The organism is Streptomyces sp. NBC_00012 (genome assembly GCF_045040875.1).
Classification (GTDB): domain Bacteria; phylum Actinomycetota; class Actinomycetes; order Streptomycetales; family Streptomycetaceae; genus Streptomyces.
The window spans coordinates 4,834,339-4,850,359 of record NZ_CP108309.1; the positions used below are offsets into that span (position 1 = coordinate 4,834,339).

Genomic DNA, 16,021 nt, shown 5'->3' on the forward strand with positions numbered 1-16,021 from the left:
CTCACTCGCCGTGACCTGGGGCTTTTGCTTTTGCATCTGTGGCTGATGGTCACTGCCGGGAACACTCGGACAGCGGTCGCCGTCGTCATGGATGATCTTCGGGCCCAGAGTGTGAAGCCCCCGTGAATACTCCGTGGAAGTGATGTCGGTGGGGCCGCTTATGCTGCACCGGACGATCGCGCGGGACCAGGGGAGGGCTCGGTATGTTCGGCAAGCTGTTCGGCAGGGGTGGGGAGAGACCGGAGGCGGATCCGTACGCCCTGCCCGTCCCGCGCCGGCAGAGGAACGGGACGTACGCGCTGCGTGCGCTCGGGGACCAGCGGGTGCTCGCGCTGGTGGAGGCGGCCGGGGCGGGGGACTGGGAGGCGGTCAAGGCGGCGTCGGTGCCGTTCGACCTCGGCCGTGACCACGGAGTCCTGGACCAGCTGGCCGACTTGGACGGTGTGCAGGACTGGATCGGCCGTGCCGTCGAGGAGGACAAGGAGCACCGGGCGACGGCCCTGCTGATATCCGGGGCGCGCCACATCAACTGGGGCTGGGAGGCGCGTACGGCCGAGCGTGCGGTGAACGTCACGCAGGACCAGTGGCGGGTCTTCCACGAGCGGCTCCACATCGCCGAGGAGCAGCTGTTCGAGGCCGCCGAGTTGCGGCCGGAATGGGTCACGCCGTGGCGCTGCCTTCTCACCTCGGGCCGCGGCATGTCGCTGGGTCCCGTCGTCAACAGGACCCGCCTCGACGCAGCCCTGCGCCGTGATCCGCTGGACCTGGAGACCCACATCGGCTGGGTGTCGCAGTTGCAGCCGCGTTGGAGCGGCGAACCGGGCGAGGCCCTGGCGTTCGCCCGGGACGCGTTCGCGCGCGCCCCGCAGGGGCATCGGATCGGCTGTGTGATCGCCATGGCGCACATCGAGGAATGGGTCGAGTCGGAACGCGCGGACTGTCTCCAGACCCCGGAGATCCAGGCCGAGTTGCGGAACGCTGCCGATCACAGCATCCTCCACCCCGCCCATGTGCGGCGTCCGGGCTGGCAACAGGACTTCAACATGTTCGCCATGGCCCTGTCGCTGGCCGGTGAGCGTCACACGGTCCGGCGCGTCTTCCAGGCGCTGGACGGCGCCTGCACCGACTGGCCCTGGTCCTACTTCGCGGAGCCCCAGAAGCAGTTCGCCCGCCACCAGCGCCGCGCCTGACCGCACACCGTTCCGAGCCCGGTCCTGCCCGCTGCCGGTGTTACGTCCGGCCGCACCCCGCCACCCGTCGCCCCTTTCACCCCGGACTGCCCGATGACTCTTCCCGACACCGCCGCGACCCCGGCCGGCGACGATCGCACCTTCCAGGTGGATCTGCGCGGCCTCGTCGATCTCCTCTCCCACCACCTCTACTCCAGCCCACGCGTCTACCTGCGCGAACTCCTGCAGAACGCGGTGGACGCGCTGACCGCGCGGCACGGCCTCGAACCGGACGCCCCCGCCGACGCCTTCGGCATCCGCCTGTACGCCGACGGCTCGGTGGTGCGCGTCGAGGACGACGGCGTCGGTCTCACCGAGACCGATGTGCACACCTTCCTCGCCACGATCGGCCGCAGCAGCAAGCGCGCCGAGCGGATAGCCGAGCAACGTGCCGACTTCATCGGTCAGTTCGGCATCGGGCTGCTCTCCTGCTTCCTGGTCGCGGACGAGATCCACGTCCTGAGCCGTTCCGCCCGTACCCCCGACGCACGCGCCGTGGAGTGGCGGGGGCGCGGCGACGGCAGCTACACCGTCCGCACTCTGCCCGCGTCCGCCCGCCACCGGCCCGGTACCACCGTCACGCTGACGCCGCGCGCCGACACGGGCGAGTGGACCAGGCCGGCGCAGGTGCACGCGCTGGCCCGGCAGTTCGGCTCCCTGCTGCGCCATCCGGTGACCTTCGACGACGGCTCGGGGGGAGCGGGCGTGGCCGTCAATCCGGAGCCCGCGCCCTGGGCACGTTCGTACCCCACGCCGGGATCCCGTTCCCGCGCGCTGGCCGCGTACGGCGAGGGGGTCTTCGGGTTCACGCCGCTGGACACCATCGAGCTGGACTTGCCGGCCGTGGGCCTGAAGGGCATCGCATGCGTGCTGCCCGAGGCGGTGCCGGCCGGGCGCCGCCACGGCCACCGGGTGCACGTCAAGGGCATGCTGCTGTCCGAGCAGGCCGAGGAGATCCTGCCGGAGTGGGCGTTCTTCGTCCGCTGCGTCGTCGACGCCGAGAGCCTGCGCCCGACGGCGTCCCGCGAGTCCCTGTACGAGGACGACACGCTCGCCGCCGTCCGCGACGCCCTCGCCGAGCGGTTGCGCGCGTGGATGGCCCGGATCGCCGCCAGCGATCCGGAGCTGCTCGGCCGCTTCCTCCAGGCCCACCACCTGGCCGTGAAGTCGCTCGCGGTGCACGACGACGAGATCCTGCGGATGCTGCTGCCCTGGCTGCCGTTCGAGACCACCGACGGGCACACCACTCTCGACGAGTTCGCGCGTACCCACCGCACCGTGCTGGTGACGTCGAGCGTGGAGGAGTTCCGGCAGGTCGCGGCGATCGCCTCGGCCGCCGGGCTCGGCGTCGTCAACGGCGGCTACACGTACGACCGCGAGCTGGTCCACCGGCTGCCCGAGATCAGGTCCGGGGTCAGTGTCGCCGACCTCGACCCGGCGACCCTCACCGCCCATCTCGACCCCGTCGACCGTGAGACGGAACTGGCCGCGGTGGCCTACCTCGCCCTGGCCCGCGACGCACTCGCGGTCTTCGACTGCGATGTCGCGCTGCGCACCTTCCAGCCCGCCTCCGCCCCCGCCCTCCTCGTCGACAGCCGCGAGGCCCGGCACGAGCGGACCCGCTCCCGGCTCGCCCGTGAGCAGGAGGGCGGGGTGTGGGGCGACATCCTCGGCGCCCTGCGCCAGGAGGCACCGCGGGCCCAGCTGATCCTCAACCAGCTCAATCCGCTGGTGCGCGCCGCCGTCGCCATCGAGGAGCCGGAGCTGGCCCGTACCAGCGCCGAAGCCCTCTACGGCCAGGCCGTGCTGCTGTCCCGGCGCCCGCTCAGGCCCGCCGAATCGAGCCTCATCAACCGCTCCTTCCTCGACCTCCTCGCCCACGCCCTCCGCAAGGACAGCTGACGATGCCGACCGCACCCCAGAACACCGACGAGCTGTACCAGGCGCTGGAGGAGAACGACCGGCGCCCCTACGGCCGCACCCGCACGGTCACCGCCGAGGAACTCGTGGACGCCGCGGAGCAGTTCGCGGAGCCCGTACCGCTCGTTCACGCGCTCTTCGAGCTCCAGGAGGCGTACACCTACGGCTCCGAACCCCGGAAGTCGCCCGTCGTCTTCGCGCGCCTGCTCACCATGTTCGACGAGCAGCCCGACGTCTTCGACGAGCGCCGCCGCCACACCCTGTTCTGGCGGTTCAAGTGGGTGGCCAACGCGCTGCGTGTGCTGCCCGAGATTCCGCTGGGCGCCCTGCACCAGTGGCTGACCGAGATGCGCGACCGGTACGAGAAGGCCGGCCTGGGCCTTCAGCCCTACTACGGTCAGGCGTACCAGCTGGCCGCGCACGTCGGCGAGGACACCACCCTCGCCTACGAGCTGTGGGCCGGCCGCTCCCGGACCCGGCTCAGCGACTGCGAGGCCTGCGAGATCTGCGAGCGCGCCCTGCACCACCTCGCGGCGGGCGACGACGAACGGGCGCTGGACGCCTGGGAACCCGTCCTGGCCGGGAAGGAGTCCTGCCAGGAGGAGCCGGCCCGCTCCGTCTCGTACGCGCTGTTGCCCCTGCTGCGCGACGGCCGCGCCGACCGGGCCCGCGAACTGCACCTCGCCGGCTACCGCAACTGCCGCCGCAACCCCTCGATGGCCGGAGAGGTCGGCCGGCACCTGGAGTTCTGCGCGCTGACCGGCAACGAGACACGCGGCCTGGAGCTGCTCGCCGAGAACCGGAACCTGTTCGGTGAGGTGGACTCGCCGCTGGACCTGTTCGACTTCCTCACCGGCGTGGAGGTCCTCCTCCAACGCGTCGAGCTCCTCGGCCACGGCGAACTGCCCGCCGCCGGATACACCGGCCGCACCTGGACGGTGGCCGGCCTGCGCACCGAGGTGCGGGGCCGTGCCGACGACCTCGCCGCCCGCTTCGACGCCCGCAACGGCACCACGGCCCACACCGACCGCCGCAGGGCCCGCCTCGACCGTGCCCCGCTCGTGGACGCGCTGGAACTCACCCTGCGCACCCGCGGCCTCGACGAGGTCGCCCCGGCCGCCCCGGTCGCCGCGACCCCGGCCCGTACCGCCGCCGCGGTCCCGGATTCGCTGCCCGAACTCATCCTCCAGGCACGGGCGTTGGACGAGCAGGGGCACCCGGACGCAAAGGCGCGCTGGGCGAAGCTGCATACGCTCGTCGCCTCCCGCGACTACACCCATCCCGACGACCCGGCCGTGGGTCCGCTCGCACGGCTGCGCGCGGACCTGCTGAGCGACGAGGCGAGCCGGACGGGCGAGAAGGACGAGTACGCCGAGGCCGCCGTCCTCCACGAGGAGGCCGCGGGCCTCTACGACGACGCCGGAGTACCGGGCGACGCCGCGGTCGCCCGCGCCTGCGCCCTGCTCGCCACCGCCCAGATCCCCGCGGAGGGCGGCGACGGAGGCGAGGCGACAGCCGCCGATGGAGGTGCGGCGAGCGCCGCCGGCGCGACCGATGGAGGTGAGGTGGAGGCTGCCGACGGAGCCGGGGCGAAGGCCGCCGCGCTGACCGCCGCCCACGCCTCCATGGTCCGACTGCACGAGGAGACGCCCGGCCCTGCCCCGTACCAGGAGGCGCGCCTGCTGCGGCTGCGGGCGACCGCGCTGGGCCTGCGCCTGCAGATGTCGGGGAGCGAGGAGCACGTCGCGCCGGTCCTCGCCGAGGCAGAGCTGCTGCACGCGTTCGCCACCCGGCACGATCTCGACGGGCAGATCTCCGGCGCGGTCCTGCTGCGGGCCACCACCCACGCCCTCTCCGGTGACCTGCCCGCCGCGGTCACCGGGATCGACGGCCTCCTCGACCGGCTGAAGACGCACGGCCCCGCCTGGCACCTGCCCCGCACGCTCGCACTGCGTGGCCGGCTCCAGCTCGCCCTCCAAGACGCGCGGGCCGCACGGGCGGACCTGACCGAGGGCCTGCGACTGGCCGCCGACTGGCCGGCCGACGTGGTCGACGCCGCCCGTCTCCACAGCGATCTGGCCGAGGCGTGCATGCACCTCGGCAGCCCCGACGAGGCGCTGCGGCACCTGACGCGCTCGGCGGAGCTGGAGCTGCGCCGCGGCAGCCGGACGGACGCGTACTGCTCCTACAGCAACGCGGCTCAGCTCTGCCTCGACCTCGGCCGCGTCGAGGACTGCATCGCCCTGCTCGACTCGCTCCTGGCCGAACCGGACGTCGCCGCCGGCGAGGTGGACGACCGGCTCGTCGCTCAGCTGCGCCTGACCCGCGCCCGCGCGCTGCACGCGGGGCAGGACCTCAAGGTCGCGGTGGCGGAGCTCGTCGCCCTCGCGGCCGAGTCGGCCGGCTGGGAGGACGACCCGGGGAGCCACGCCATGATCGCCGCGGAGGCGGCCGTACTCCTCGGCGAGTCCGGTGAGTTCGACCGGGCACGCGAGGCCGTGGACCAGGCGCTCGCCGCCCATGCCCGGTCCCCGCGCTACGAGCAGCTCAGCAACTGCCTGCGCGAACTCGCCCGGCTCCGGGCCGAGCAGCAGGGCCCCGACGGTCTGGCCGATGCCCTCGCGCTCCTCGCCGACGCCGGCCGGATCGCCGACGAGGCCCGCGCCGCCGAGTACGAGGCCCGCAGCCGTTCCCTGGACACCGCCCTGGCCTACGAGCACGGGCGGGTCAACGCCTACGCCGGTGAGTACGAGGCTGCCCTGGCCGCCCTGGAGAAGGCCCTCGCCCTGCTCGGCGAGCCGGGGGCGGAGGAGGACCAGGCCGGGGAGTGGGCCGAGTGCGTCCGTCTCGCGGGTGCCGTGGAGGGCATCTATCTGGAGCGGCCCGCCGCGGCCCTTCCCCGCCTCGCCGCGGCGGTCTCCCGACTGAACGCACTGGGGCACACCGGGGAGACCGAGCCGCTGACCTCCTTGGCGGCCCGGCTGCGCGACGAGGAGTGACGTTCCACCCGCTCCTGCGGGCATCGGCCGGACGCGCCCGGTGATCCGTCCCGCGCGGCGGCGGGGCGGGTCACCGGGGTGTGCGGGCGGCCCGCAGGAAGCGGGCGCCCCATTCGTGGATGTGGGCGACGAACTCCGGTGGCCCGAGGATCTCGAACTCGGCCCTCATGTTGCCCAGCGCCTGGGCCGGCCAGTCGAGGGAGGTGGAGGACAGGGTGAGGCGGCAGCTGTTCGCGTCGAGCGGTTCGATCGTGCCCCACTGACCGACCGTCCGCCGGATCCGCTCGGCGGGCGCGTGGACCAGGACCTCGACCCGGTACGGGGCGGGGGCGCCGCTCGTCGCCCGGACGAAGGCCGCGGCGTCGTCGACCGGGAGCGGGCGGGGCCGGAAGCGCGTGCCGGTCGCCGTCGGGTCGGTCATCCGGTCCAGGCGGAAGCTGCGCCAGTCGTGCCGGTGCAGGTCGTAGGCGACCAGGTACCAGCGTCCGTCGCCGGCGACGACGCGGTGCGGCTCGACCTCGCGCCCGGTCGGCGCCGAGCCCCTGGACGTGTAGCCGAACCGCAGCCGTTCCTCGTCCCGGCAGGCCTGGGCGATCGCGGTGAGCACCCCCGCCGCGACCACCGGCCCGGACGAGGAGGCGGAGACGGTCATCGCGCCCAGGGCGTCCACCCTGGCCCGCAGCCGGGGCGGCAGGACCCGTACCACCTTGGTGAGCGCGCGCAGGGACGCCTCCTCCATCCCCGCGATCCCGCTCCGTGCGGCGTCGCCGATGCCGACCGCGAGAGCCACCGCCTCCTCGTCGTCCAGCAGCAGCGGCGGCAGGACCGCGCCGGGTGAGAGCTGGTAGCCGCCGTCCGTGCCCCGGGCCGCGCTGACCGGGTAGCCGAGCTCGCGCAGCCGGTCGATGTCGCGGCGCAGGGTCCGCTCGGACACCCCGAGCCGGCCGGCCAGTTCGAGGCCGGGCCAGTGGCGGTGGGTCTGCAGCAGCGAGAGCAGTCTGAGCGTCCGTGAGCTGGTGTTCGCCATGCCGGGATCCTCCCTCGACTTCCGGACGGAAAGTGACCGGAAGCCTTTCTAGGGTCGATCCCGAAGGCCGAACAGGACCGACGTGAGGACCAGGAAATGATCACCCGCGAGATCCGGCTGGCAGCTCAGATCACCGGCATCCCCACCCCCGACCACTTCACCGTCGCCAGGACGGAGGTGGACGGCGAGGTCCTGGTGCGGACCGACCAGGTGGGGCTTGCCGCGACGTATCTGGAGCTGATGCGGGCCGACTGCACCATCCCGGTGCCCGCCTGGCAGCCCGGCCAGAAGGTGGGGGTCGCCACCATCGGCACGGTCGTCCGGTCCGACAGCCCCGAGCTCGCGGTCGGTGACCTGGTCCAGTCGATGACCGGCTGGAGCGAGTACTCGGCAGGCCCGGCCGCCGGGTACGTCAAGCTCGACCGCGGGCTCTTCCCCGACCCCGGCCACCATCTCGGCCAGGGGCCGACCGCGTACTACGGGATGGCCGACGTGGCGGCCGTGGGCGAGGGCGACGTGGTGTTCGTCTCCGGGGCGGCGGGCGGGGTCGGTTCGCTGGCCGGGCAGATCGCCAGGTGTCTCGGGGCGGCGCGGGTGATCGGCAGCGCCGGAAGCCCGGAGAAGGCCGACTACCTGGTGAACGAGCTCGGCTACGACGCCGCGTTCGACTACCACGACGGCTCCCCGGCGGACCGGCTGAGGGAGCTCGCGCCCGACGGCATCTCGGTGTTCTTCGACGTCGTGGGCGGCGAGCAGTACGCCGCCGCGTTGCAGGCGGCCCGGCCCGGGGCGCGCTTCGCGCTGTGCGGCTCGCTGTCGAGCCAGCTCGGCGACGCGGCGGAGCGCTTCCCCGAGCCCGACCGGGCGGTGGCCGAGTCCAGGGGCGTGAAGCTGCTGCCGTTCTCCTGCCACCACACACCCGATCAGATCGCGGCCTGGCGGGAGCGCTTCAGCACCTGGCTGGACGCGGGCTGGTTCGTCTACCCGCAGACGGTGATCGAGGGCGGGATAGAGGACGTGCCGGCGGCGTTCCTGGCCCTGCTGCAGGGTTCCTACCGGGGCAATGTGTCGGTGCGGCTGTCGTGACCACCACCCTCTCTCTCCGGGCCCTGAACCGGGCATTGATGGACCGCCAGTTCCTGCTGGCCCGCACCGATCGCACCGCGCTGGAGGTGATCGGGCGGCTGGTCGCACTCCAGGCGCAGGAGCCCAACTGGGCCTATGTGGGGCTGTGGAGCAGGATCCACGGCTTCACGCAGTCGCAGCTCACCGGGTTGCTGGAGGACCGGCAGGTGGTCCGCTCCGGGCTGCTCCGCTCCACCCAGCACCTCGCCGCGGCCGACGACTTCCGCCGGCTGCGGCCCCTGCTGCAACCCGTGCTCGACCGCACCGCCGGCGCACCGCACTTCACCCGGAACAGCACCGGCCTGGACACGGCCTCCTTGGTGGCCGAGGCGCTCGGCCTGCTCGCGGGCGGGACCCTGTCGCGCAAGGAGCTGGCCCGGCGGCTGGCCGAACGCCATCCGGGCCGCGACGGGCGGGTCCTGGCCGGGCAGGTGGAGCTGAGCACTTCCCTCGTCCATGGCGCGGCCACCGGTGCCTGGGGCTCCTGGGGCAACCGGTCGGCGGTCTCCGTCACTCCCGCCGAGGTCTGGCTGGGCCGGCCGATGGCGACCGCGGCGACGGCGGCCGCTGCCCGGGAAACGGCGAAGGTGCAGATCCGCCGCTACCTGGCCGGCTTCGGCCCGGCCGGGGTGAAGGACGTACAGGCGTGGTGCGGGCTGACCCGCCTGGGCGAGGTCGTCGAGTCGATGCGCGGCGAACTGCGCCGCTACCGCGACCCCGACGGCCGGGACCTGTTCGACCTGGCCGACGCGGAGCTGCCCGACCCCGGGACGCCCGCCCCGGTGCGGCTGCTGCCGGCCTTCGACAACGTCCTGCTCGGCCACGCCGACCGCACCCGGGTCATCGGCGACGAGGACCGAGGACACGTGATGCCCGGCCGGGCGCTGGTGCGGCCCGCCTTCCTGGTCGACGGCCGGGTTCACGGAACGTGGTCCCTCGACGCGGGCACGCTGCGGCTCGCTCCGCTGCGGCCGCTCTCCGCGACCGATCGGGCGGCCCTGGAACAGGAGGCGGAGCGGCTGCTGCCGTTCGTGGGAGGCACGACGGTGTCCTGCGGCGAGGTGGTGAGCCGGCCGTCCTGAGGGGCACCGGTCGTACGGCGGCGGTCCCGGTCCGTGCGCCCCGGTCCGCGCGTCCCTGTCCGTGCGCCCCTGCCGCCGCGGGCCTACGCTGCTTGTGGAGTTCGAGTTCTCTTCTCTCGTGACGGGAGTCGGCCCATGACGCGCTCGCACGCCCGACTGCGCAGGGGGGCCGCGGCCGCTGTGGCGGCAGGAACGCTGGTTGTTTCGGTGCCGGTGGGGAGTGCCTGGCCGGAAGGGACCCCGTCACCTTCCGTGTCCGCCTCCTCCGCGTCGCCCTCCGAGGACTTCCCGCCGCTCACCCCCGCCGTGGCCCGGCAGCTGGACCGGGCGGTCCGGCAGGTCATGAGCGATGCGCGGGTGCCCGGTGTCTCGGTCGGGCTGTGGGTCCCGGGGAAGGGGAGCTACGTCCGGGCCTTCGGGGTCGCCGACAAGAGTTCGGGGGCGCCCATGTCGGCCGGTCTCAACATGCGGGTCGGCAGTGTGACCAAGACGTTCACCGTGACGGCGCTGCTCACCCTGGTCGACCAGGGCAAGGCCGGGCTGGACGATCCGATCGGGAAGTACGTGAAGGGGGTTCCCGACGGGGACCGGATCACATTGCGCGAGCTGGCGGGGATGCGCAGCGGACTCTTCAACTACTCCATGGATCCCGATTTCTTCAAGGCACTGACAAGCGACCCGCAACGGCCGTTCACACCACAGGAGTTGCTGGACTACTCCTTCAAGCACCCCGTGCAGTTCCAGCCGGGCGAGAAGTTCGAGTACTCCAACACCAACGCGATTCTGCTGGGGCTCGTGGTGGAGAAGGTGAGCGGCCGGCCGCTGGCGGACTACCTGGAACGGAATGTCTTCGGGCCGGCGGGCATGAACCACACGTTCCTGCCGCGGACCGCGGCGTTCCCCGCCCCGCACGCCCAGGGGTACACCGACCAGACGGCGAGCGGCAGGACCGAGAACGCCACGTACTGGAACCCCTCCTGGGCATGGGCCGCCGGGGGCGCGATCTCCGACCAGCGTGATCTGCGGACCTGGGCCCGGGTGCTCGCCACCGGCACTCTGCTCACCCCGGCCACCCAGGCCGAGCGGCTGAGGACGGTCCCCAGCGGTCTGCCGGACACCGGCTACGGCCTGGGCGTCTTCGACGTCCATGGCTGGGTCGGGCACAACGGCTCGCTGCCGGGGTACGAGTCCCTCGTCGTCTACCTGCCGGAGAGCAGGGCGACCCTGGTGGTGCTCCTCAACACGGACACGGATCACCGGGGTTCGGAGCCGAGCACCCTCTTCGGCGAGGCGATCACCCGCGTCGTGACCCCGCAGCACGTCTATACGCTGCCGGCCCAGCCCGCCGGGCGGTGAGGCGGACCGTACGGCCGTCGTCAGGGTGTCAGTTCTTCGACCAGTGATGCCGCCCGGCCGATCAGGGCCACTTCCCGCGGGCTCATCGCCGGGTCGGCCGCGCGGCGCGCGGCGGCCTCGGCGAGGTGGCGGGCGGGGATGCCGCCGGATGCGGAGAAGTGCGGAAGCAGGGCTTCCAGCAGGGCGCGGGCGTCCGCCGGTGCGGTGAACCCGGGGTCGACCGCGGCCTGGGCCAGGATCAGGGAGGTCATCGCCCGGTCCGCGGCCGGGACGCCCTCCTCGGTGTTGCTCCAGTCGATCACGACCGGACCCCGGTCCGTCAGCATCACGTTGTCCGGGTGCAGGTCCAGGTGGAGGATCCGGTCCTCGGGGTCCGGGGAGAGCCGGGCCGGGACGGTGTGGAGCTCGGCGAGCAGGCCGGCCAGCACGGCCGCCGCCTCGGTCACCGGCAGGTCGCCGGCCAGCAGGGATTCCAGCATCGTCGGGCCGGTCAGACGTTGCAGCACCAGGTCGCGGGGAGCCGTTCCGGTCTCCCGGGGGCCCAGGCGGGGGACCGGGAAGCCGTGCGCGCCGAGATAGGACATGACCATCCACTCGTGAGTGGCGTCCATGCCGTCGCGGTAACGGCGCAGCACCCACTTCTCGTCGAGTGCGTACACATCGGCGGACCGTCCGGCACCCAGCAACTCACCAATTCGCATGGGGCGAACCTACGGGCATCGGCGACGTATGTGGACCTTCGCGGCGCGGCCATGGGGCAGGGGGCCCGTTGTCGCCGGTCAGCGGCCCCATAACGCGAAGTGAGGGGGCGGACGGGATCTCCTGCGGATGACGTGTACGCGGCTACCTTGACGGCAATTCCCCCGAAGTCAAGGAGAGTTCCGTGGAGAGCCCCATGCTCCGCAGACGTGCCCTGGCCGCGTGTACCGCCACCGTGGCCGTCGGCGCGCTCGCGCTGGCCGGTCTGACCGGCAGCGCGTCCGCCGATCCGGCCGCCCAGCTCCGCACCCCCACCGCCACGGGGACCGGGCAGCTCTCGCCCGGTCTGCTGAAGGCCATGCAGCGCGATCTCGGACTGACCGCCGACGAGGCGCGCAGCCGGATCGACCACGAGACCGCGGCGACGGCCGTCGCCGCCGGGCTGAAGCACTCCCTCGGGGCGGACTTCGCCGGGGCCAGGATGGCCGGTGACGACGCGGCCCTGACCGTCGCCACCACCGATGCCGCGGACGCCGCCCGGATCCGCGAGGCCGGCGCCAGGCCCGTGGTCGTCGAGCACAGTCAGGCCGAACTCGACGGAGCCAAGGCCGCGTTGGACCGGGTGGCGCTGCGCAAGGCGCCCACCGGTGTGCCGGTCTGGTACGTCGACGTGGCCACCAACCGGGTCCTCGTGCAGGCCGCCCGCGCTTCGGACGCCGATGGGTTCCTCGACCGGGCGGGGGTGTCCCGCGATGTGGTGACGGTCCGCCGATCGACCGAGCAGCCGCGCACGTACGCCGACCTGCGGGGCGGTGACGCGTACTACATGAACGGTTCGGGGCGCTGCTCCATAGGCTTCCCCGTCAAGCGCGGCGGTCAGTCCGGCTTCGTCAGCGCCGGTCACTGCGGAACGCCGGGGGTCAGCACCAGCGGGTACAACCAGCAGGCCCAGGGCTCCTTCCAGGGCTCCACCTTCCCCGGCCGCGACTACTCCTGGGTCGCCACCAACACCGGCTGGACGCCGCGCGCCCTGGTGAACGGCTACGGCAACGGCGATGTGACGGTCACCGGGTCCACCGAGGCGCTGGAGGGTTCGTCGGTCTGCCGCTCCGGCTCGACGACCGGCTGGCACTGCGGGACGGTCCAGCAGCGCAACACCAGCGTCACCTACCAGGAGGGCACCGTCTCCGGCGTCACCCGCACCAATGTGTGCGCCGAACCCGGTGACTCCGGCGGTTCGTTCATCTCCGGCAGCCAGGCGCAGGGTGTCACCTCCGGTGGCTCCGGCAACTGCTCCCAGGGCGGTACGACCTACTTCCAGCCGGTGAACCCGGCGCTCCAGGCGTACGGGCTGACGCTGATGACCAGCGGCACCCCGACCGACCCGCCCACCGACCCGCCGACCGAACCGGGCGGCAGCTGGGCGGCGGGCACGACGTACGCGGCGGGCGATGTCGTGACGTACGGCTCCGACAGCTACCGCTGCCTCCAGCCGCACCAGGCGCAGCCCGGCTGGACGCCGCCGAACGTGCCGGCTCTCTGGCAGCGCGTCTGACAGCCGCTCCCGCGGCCAGTCCGGCGGCCTCGGCGGGGCCGCCACCGGATACCGCGCCCGCCCGGCCTCAACTCCACGCCTCCCGGCCGGGCGGCGCGCACCCCCCCGCCCCGCTCTGTGTCATGCACGTGCCCTTCCCCCACCCGAGGAATCAGCCATGACCCCAGAACCGACCGAAGGCCCCGGCGGCGACCACCGGATCAGCCGCAAGACACTGCTCAAGGCCGCGCTCGTCGCCGGTACCGTCCCGCTGCTCGCCGGCGGCGGCGTCGCGCTGGCCCGTGATGCCGGTACCGGTGGCCGGCCGCTGGTACCCACGCCGAACTGCGACGACGGCGACGGTCCGACCCACGACCAGATCGAGGGTCCCTACTTCAAGCCCGACTCCCCGCTCCGTACGAGCCTGGTGACCGCCGGCACGCCCGGTGTCCCGCTGACCGTGAGCGGCTATGTCTTCGGGCGGGCCTGCAAGCCCGTCCCCGGAGCGCTGCTGGACTTCTGGCAGGCCGACACCTACGGCGCGTACGACATGAGCGGATTCGCCTTCCGAGGGCACCAGTTCACCGATCAGTCGGGGGCCTTCAGCCTGACCACGATCGTGGCGGGGCTGTACCCGGGGCGCACGCGCCACATCCACGTCAAGGTCAAGGCGCCCGGCTCGGGCATCCTGACCACCCAGCTGTACTTCCCCGACGAGCCGCGCAACAACACCGACTCGATCTTCGACCCGGCGCTCCTGATGAACGTCCGGGAGATCGGCTCGGGGCGGGAGGGGACGTTCGATTTCGTCCTCGACGTCGACCAGGGTCCGACCGATCCGCCCACCGACCCGCCGACCGACCCGCCCGGCTCCACCTGGGCGGCCGGAACGCTCTACAGCGCGGGCGACCGCGTCACGTACGGCGGGGTCGCGTACCGCTGTCTGCAGGCGCACTCGGCCATGGCCGGCTGGGAACCGCCGAACGTCCCCGCGCTGTGGGAACGCGGGTAGCGACGCGGCACGGCGGGCTTGCGCCGCCGCGCGGGCGTGCCCCCGGGGATCTTCCCCGCGGGGCGCGCTCCGGGCATCGGAGTAGCCTGGATACGTACGGCTCCCGGTGAGCCGCTCGTGTCGGCCTGCGCATCGAAGGGGGCCGGTATCGCATGGACACCCTGGTCACGGTCGTGGTCGTCCTCGCGATGATCGCGATCGCAGCGTTCGTCATCCATCTGCTCAACGCCCGCCACCGGCACCAGCATCTGCGTCCGGCGCACTACGACCGCGGGCTGGCCGGGTTCGACGAGGACCCCGGCCCCGCTCCCGGCCCCGGCTCTACTTCGCATCCGAATAACGCTCCACCACCGCCGTCGTGAACGGGAAACGCACCGGTGTCTCACCGAAGGCGGTCCGCCCGGCCAGCTCACCGGCCGCCCGGATCGCCTCCACCACGGTCCGGGCCTCCTCCCGTGGGCAGTGCACGATCACCTCGTCGTGCTGGAAGAAGACCAGCTCCGCCCGGAGACCGGCCGAGCCGAGCGATCGGCGCAGGGCGGCCAGGAGCAGCAGCGCCCAGTCGGCGGCGCTGCCCTGCACCACGAAGTTGCGGGTGAAGCGGCCCCGCGCGCGGGCGTTCGTCGAGGCGTAACCAGGGGTGAATCCGCCGTCGGCGGAGGGTGTGTCCGGGCTCTCCTGAGGGATGCCGGCCTCCTCGTCCGCCCCGCTCCCGGCCGCGGGCGGGCTGGTCCGGCCCAGCCAGGTCCGTACGAGGCGTCCTTCCTCGCCCGCCTTGGCGGCATCGTCGACATAGGCCACGGCCAGCGGGAATCTCCGGCGCAGGGCGGCCAGATTCTTCAGGCCGTCGCCCGAGGTCTGGCCGTAGACCGCGCCCAGCAGCGCGAGCTTGGCGTGGTCCCGGTCGCCGTGGAACGCCCGGTCCGACAGCGCCGTGTACAGGTCTCCGTCATGGCCCGCCACCTCCATCAGACCGCGGTCGCGGGAGATCGCGGCGAGCACCCGGGGCTCCATCTGGTCGGCGTCCGCGACGACCAGGCACCAGCCCTCGTCGGCGACGACCGCCCGCCGTATCACCTTGGGGATCTGGAGCGCCCCTCCGCCGTTGGTCGTCCAGCGGCCGCTGACCGTACCGCCGGGCAGATATTCGGGGCGGAAGCGGCCGTCGCGCACCCAGTCCTGGAGCCAGCTCCAGCCGTGCGCCGTCCAGATCCGGTACAGCTTCTTGTACCGGATGAGGGGCTCCACCGCCGGGTGGTCCAGCTCCTCCAGCTCCCAGCGGCGGGTGGACTTCACCTTGATGCCGGCCTGCGCGAACGCCTTCACCACATCGGCGGGGAGGTCGGGGCGGACCCGTCTGCCGAAGGCGGCCGAGACCTCGTCGGCCAGCTCGGCCAGTCTGCGGGGCTCGCCGCCGCCCGCGTAACGCTCGCCGAGCAGTTCGTCCAGGACGTCGCGGTGGACGTCGGCGCGCCAGGGGAGGCCGGATCTGTTCATCTCGGCGGCGACCAGCATGCCGGCCGACTCGGCGGCCGTGAGCAGGCGCATCCTGCCCGGGTGCTCGGTGGCGCCGTGCCGGCGGAGCTGGTCGGCGTACACCTGGAGCAGGCCCTCGAAGGGGAGCTGCGTGCCGGAACGGGGCTCGAAGAGCGAGGACTGCGAGCCGGGCTCCGCCGAGCGGGCCGGGGGATCGGGCGGCACGGGGGCGTTGTGCAGGCGGGCGTGGGCGGCGGCCGCGGAGCGGGGCTCGCCGAGCCGGCCCTCATGGGCGAGGAGGAGGGATTCGGCGACCTCGATGTCGTAACAACGGCTCACGGGGACGCCGGCCGCGAGCAGCCGCGGGTAGACCTCGGCGGTGGACCGCCACACCCAGCGGGTGACGTCCGGGCGGGAGCGGACCGCCGCTACCAGGTCGGGTTCGGCGACGACCGGGGCGGCGGGCAGGCCGGTGGGGGCCAGCGGGGCGAGGAGGGCGCCGCCGGTCTCCGTCATGGCCAGAGCCCACCGTTCGGTCATGTCTTCGAGTCTGGCACCCGGC

General features: G+C 73.1%; 12 protein-coding genes. 9 read left to right on the forward strand and 3 right to left on the reverse strand.

The genetic code is table 11. The features are described 5' to 3' along the window. The first annotated feature begins 203 nt into the window (after positions 1 to 203). The 3 genes from OHA19_RS22260 (at position 204) to OHA19_RS22270 (ending at position 6,148) form a co-directional block, all read left to right on the forward strand. Positions 204 to 1,190 carry a hypothetical protein gene (locus tag OHA19_RS22260; RefSeq protein ID WP_405751271.1) on the forward strand — a complete coding sequence of 329 codons (987 nt, stop codon included), beginning with the start codon at positions 204 to 206 and terminating at the stop codon, positions 1,188 to 1,190. A 93-nt stretch (positions 1,191 to 1,283) separates the two neighbouring features. Beyond that, complete coding sequence (locus OHA19_RS22265) at positions 1,284 to 3,131, forward strand: HSP90 family protein (RefSeq protein ID WP_405714038.1); 1,848 nt, start codon at positions 1,284 to 1,286, stop codon at positions 3,129 to 3,131. A 2-nt stretch (positions 3,132 to 3,133) separates the two neighbouring features. Further along, a complete protein-coding gene (locus tag OHA19_RS22270; protein ID WP_405751273.1) occupies positions 3,134 to 6,148 on the forward strand; it encodes a hypothetical protein in 3,015 nt (1,004 codons plus the stop codon). A 70-nt stretch (positions 6,149 to 6,218) separates the two neighbouring features. Here the strand turns inward: OHA19_RS22270 and OHA19_RS22275 are convergent, their stop codons facing one another. After that, entirely contained in the window at positions 6,219 to 7,175 is a 957-nt protein-coding gene (locus tag OHA19_RS22275) for a helix-turn-helix transcriptional regulator (protein WP_405714034.1), read from the reverse strand. Positions 7,176 to 7,271: 96 nt separating this feature from the next. Here OHA19_RS22275 and OHA19_RS22280 point away from each other — a divergent pair, with 96 nt between their 5' ends. The 3 genes from OHA19_RS22280 (at position 7,272) to OHA19_RS22290 (ending at position 10,738) form a co-directional block, all read left to right on the forward strand. Beyond that, positions 7,272 to 8,261 (forward strand): MDR family NADP-dependent oxidoreductase, encoded by a 990-nt coding sequence (locus OHA19_RS22280; RefSeq protein WP_405714032.1) that lies wholly within the window; start codon positions 7,272 to 7,274, stop codon positions 8,259 to 8,261. Next, positions 8,258 to 9,382, forward strand: a complete 1,125-nt coding sequence (locus OHA19_RS22285; RefSeq protein ID WP_405751275.1) for a winged helix DNA-binding domain-containing protein — start codon at positions 8,258 to 8,260, stop codon at positions 9,380 to 9,382. The genes OHA19_RS22280 and OHA19_RS22285 overlap by 4 nt, the downstream gene beginning before the upstream one ends. A 135-nt stretch (positions 9,383 to 9,517) precedes the next feature. Continuing rightward, positions 9,518 to 10,738: a serine hydrolase domain-containing protein gene (locus OHA19_RS22290; RefSeq protein ID WP_405714028.1), complete on the forward strand. Its 1,221-nt coding sequence runs from the start codon at positions 9,518 to 9,520 to the stop codon at positions 10,736 to 10,738. A gap of 20 nt (positions 10,739 to 10,758) precedes the next feature. Here OHA19_RS22290 and OHA19_RS22295 read toward each other — a convergent pair whose 3' ends face one another. Continuing rightward, positions 10,759 to 11,439 (reverse strand): phosphotransferase, encoded by a 681-nt coding sequence (locus OHA19_RS22295; protein ID WP_405714026.1) that lies wholly within the window; start codon positions 11,437 to 11,439, stop codon positions 10,759 to 10,761. 194 nt (positions 11,440 to 11,633) lie between these two features. Here OHA19_RS22295 and OHA19_RS22300 point away from each other — a divergent pair, with 194 nt between their 5' ends. The 3 genes from OHA19_RS22300 (at position 11,634) to OHA19_RS22310 (ending at position 14,345) form a co-directional block, all read left to right on the forward strand. Beyond that, complete coding sequence (locus tag OHA19_RS22300; RefSeq protein WP_405721602.1) at positions 11,634 to 12,992, forward strand: carbohydrate-binding protein; 1,359 nt, start codon at positions 11,634 to 11,636, stop codon at positions 12,990 to 12,992. A 157-nt stretch (positions 12,993 to 13,149) separates the two neighbouring features. After that, positions 13,150 to 13,983 carry a carbohydrate-binding protein gene (locus tag OHA19_RS22305; protein ID WP_405751278.1) on the forward strand — a complete coding sequence of 278 codons (834 nt, stop codon included), beginning with the start codon at positions 13,150 to 13,152 and terminating at the stop codon, positions 13,981 to 13,983. 152 nt (positions 13,984 to 14,135) lie between these two features. Next, positions 14,136 to 14,345 carry a hypothetical protein gene (locus OHA19_RS22310; RefSeq protein WP_405714022.1) on the forward strand — a complete coding sequence of 70 codons (210 nt, stop codon included), beginning with the start codon at positions 14,136 to 14,138 and terminating at the stop codon, positions 14,343 to 14,345. Here OHA19_RS22310 and OHA19_RS22315 read toward each other — a convergent pair. After that, complete coding sequence (locus OHA19_RS22315) at positions 14,305 to 15,999, reverse strand: bifunctional 3'-5' exonuclease/DNA polymerase (protein WP_405714020.1); 1,695 nt, start codon at positions 15,997 to 15,999, stop codon at positions 14,305 to 14,307. The genes OHA19_RS22310 and OHA19_RS22315 overlap by 41 nt on opposite strands. Positions 16,000 to 16,021: the final 22 nt, after the last annotated feature.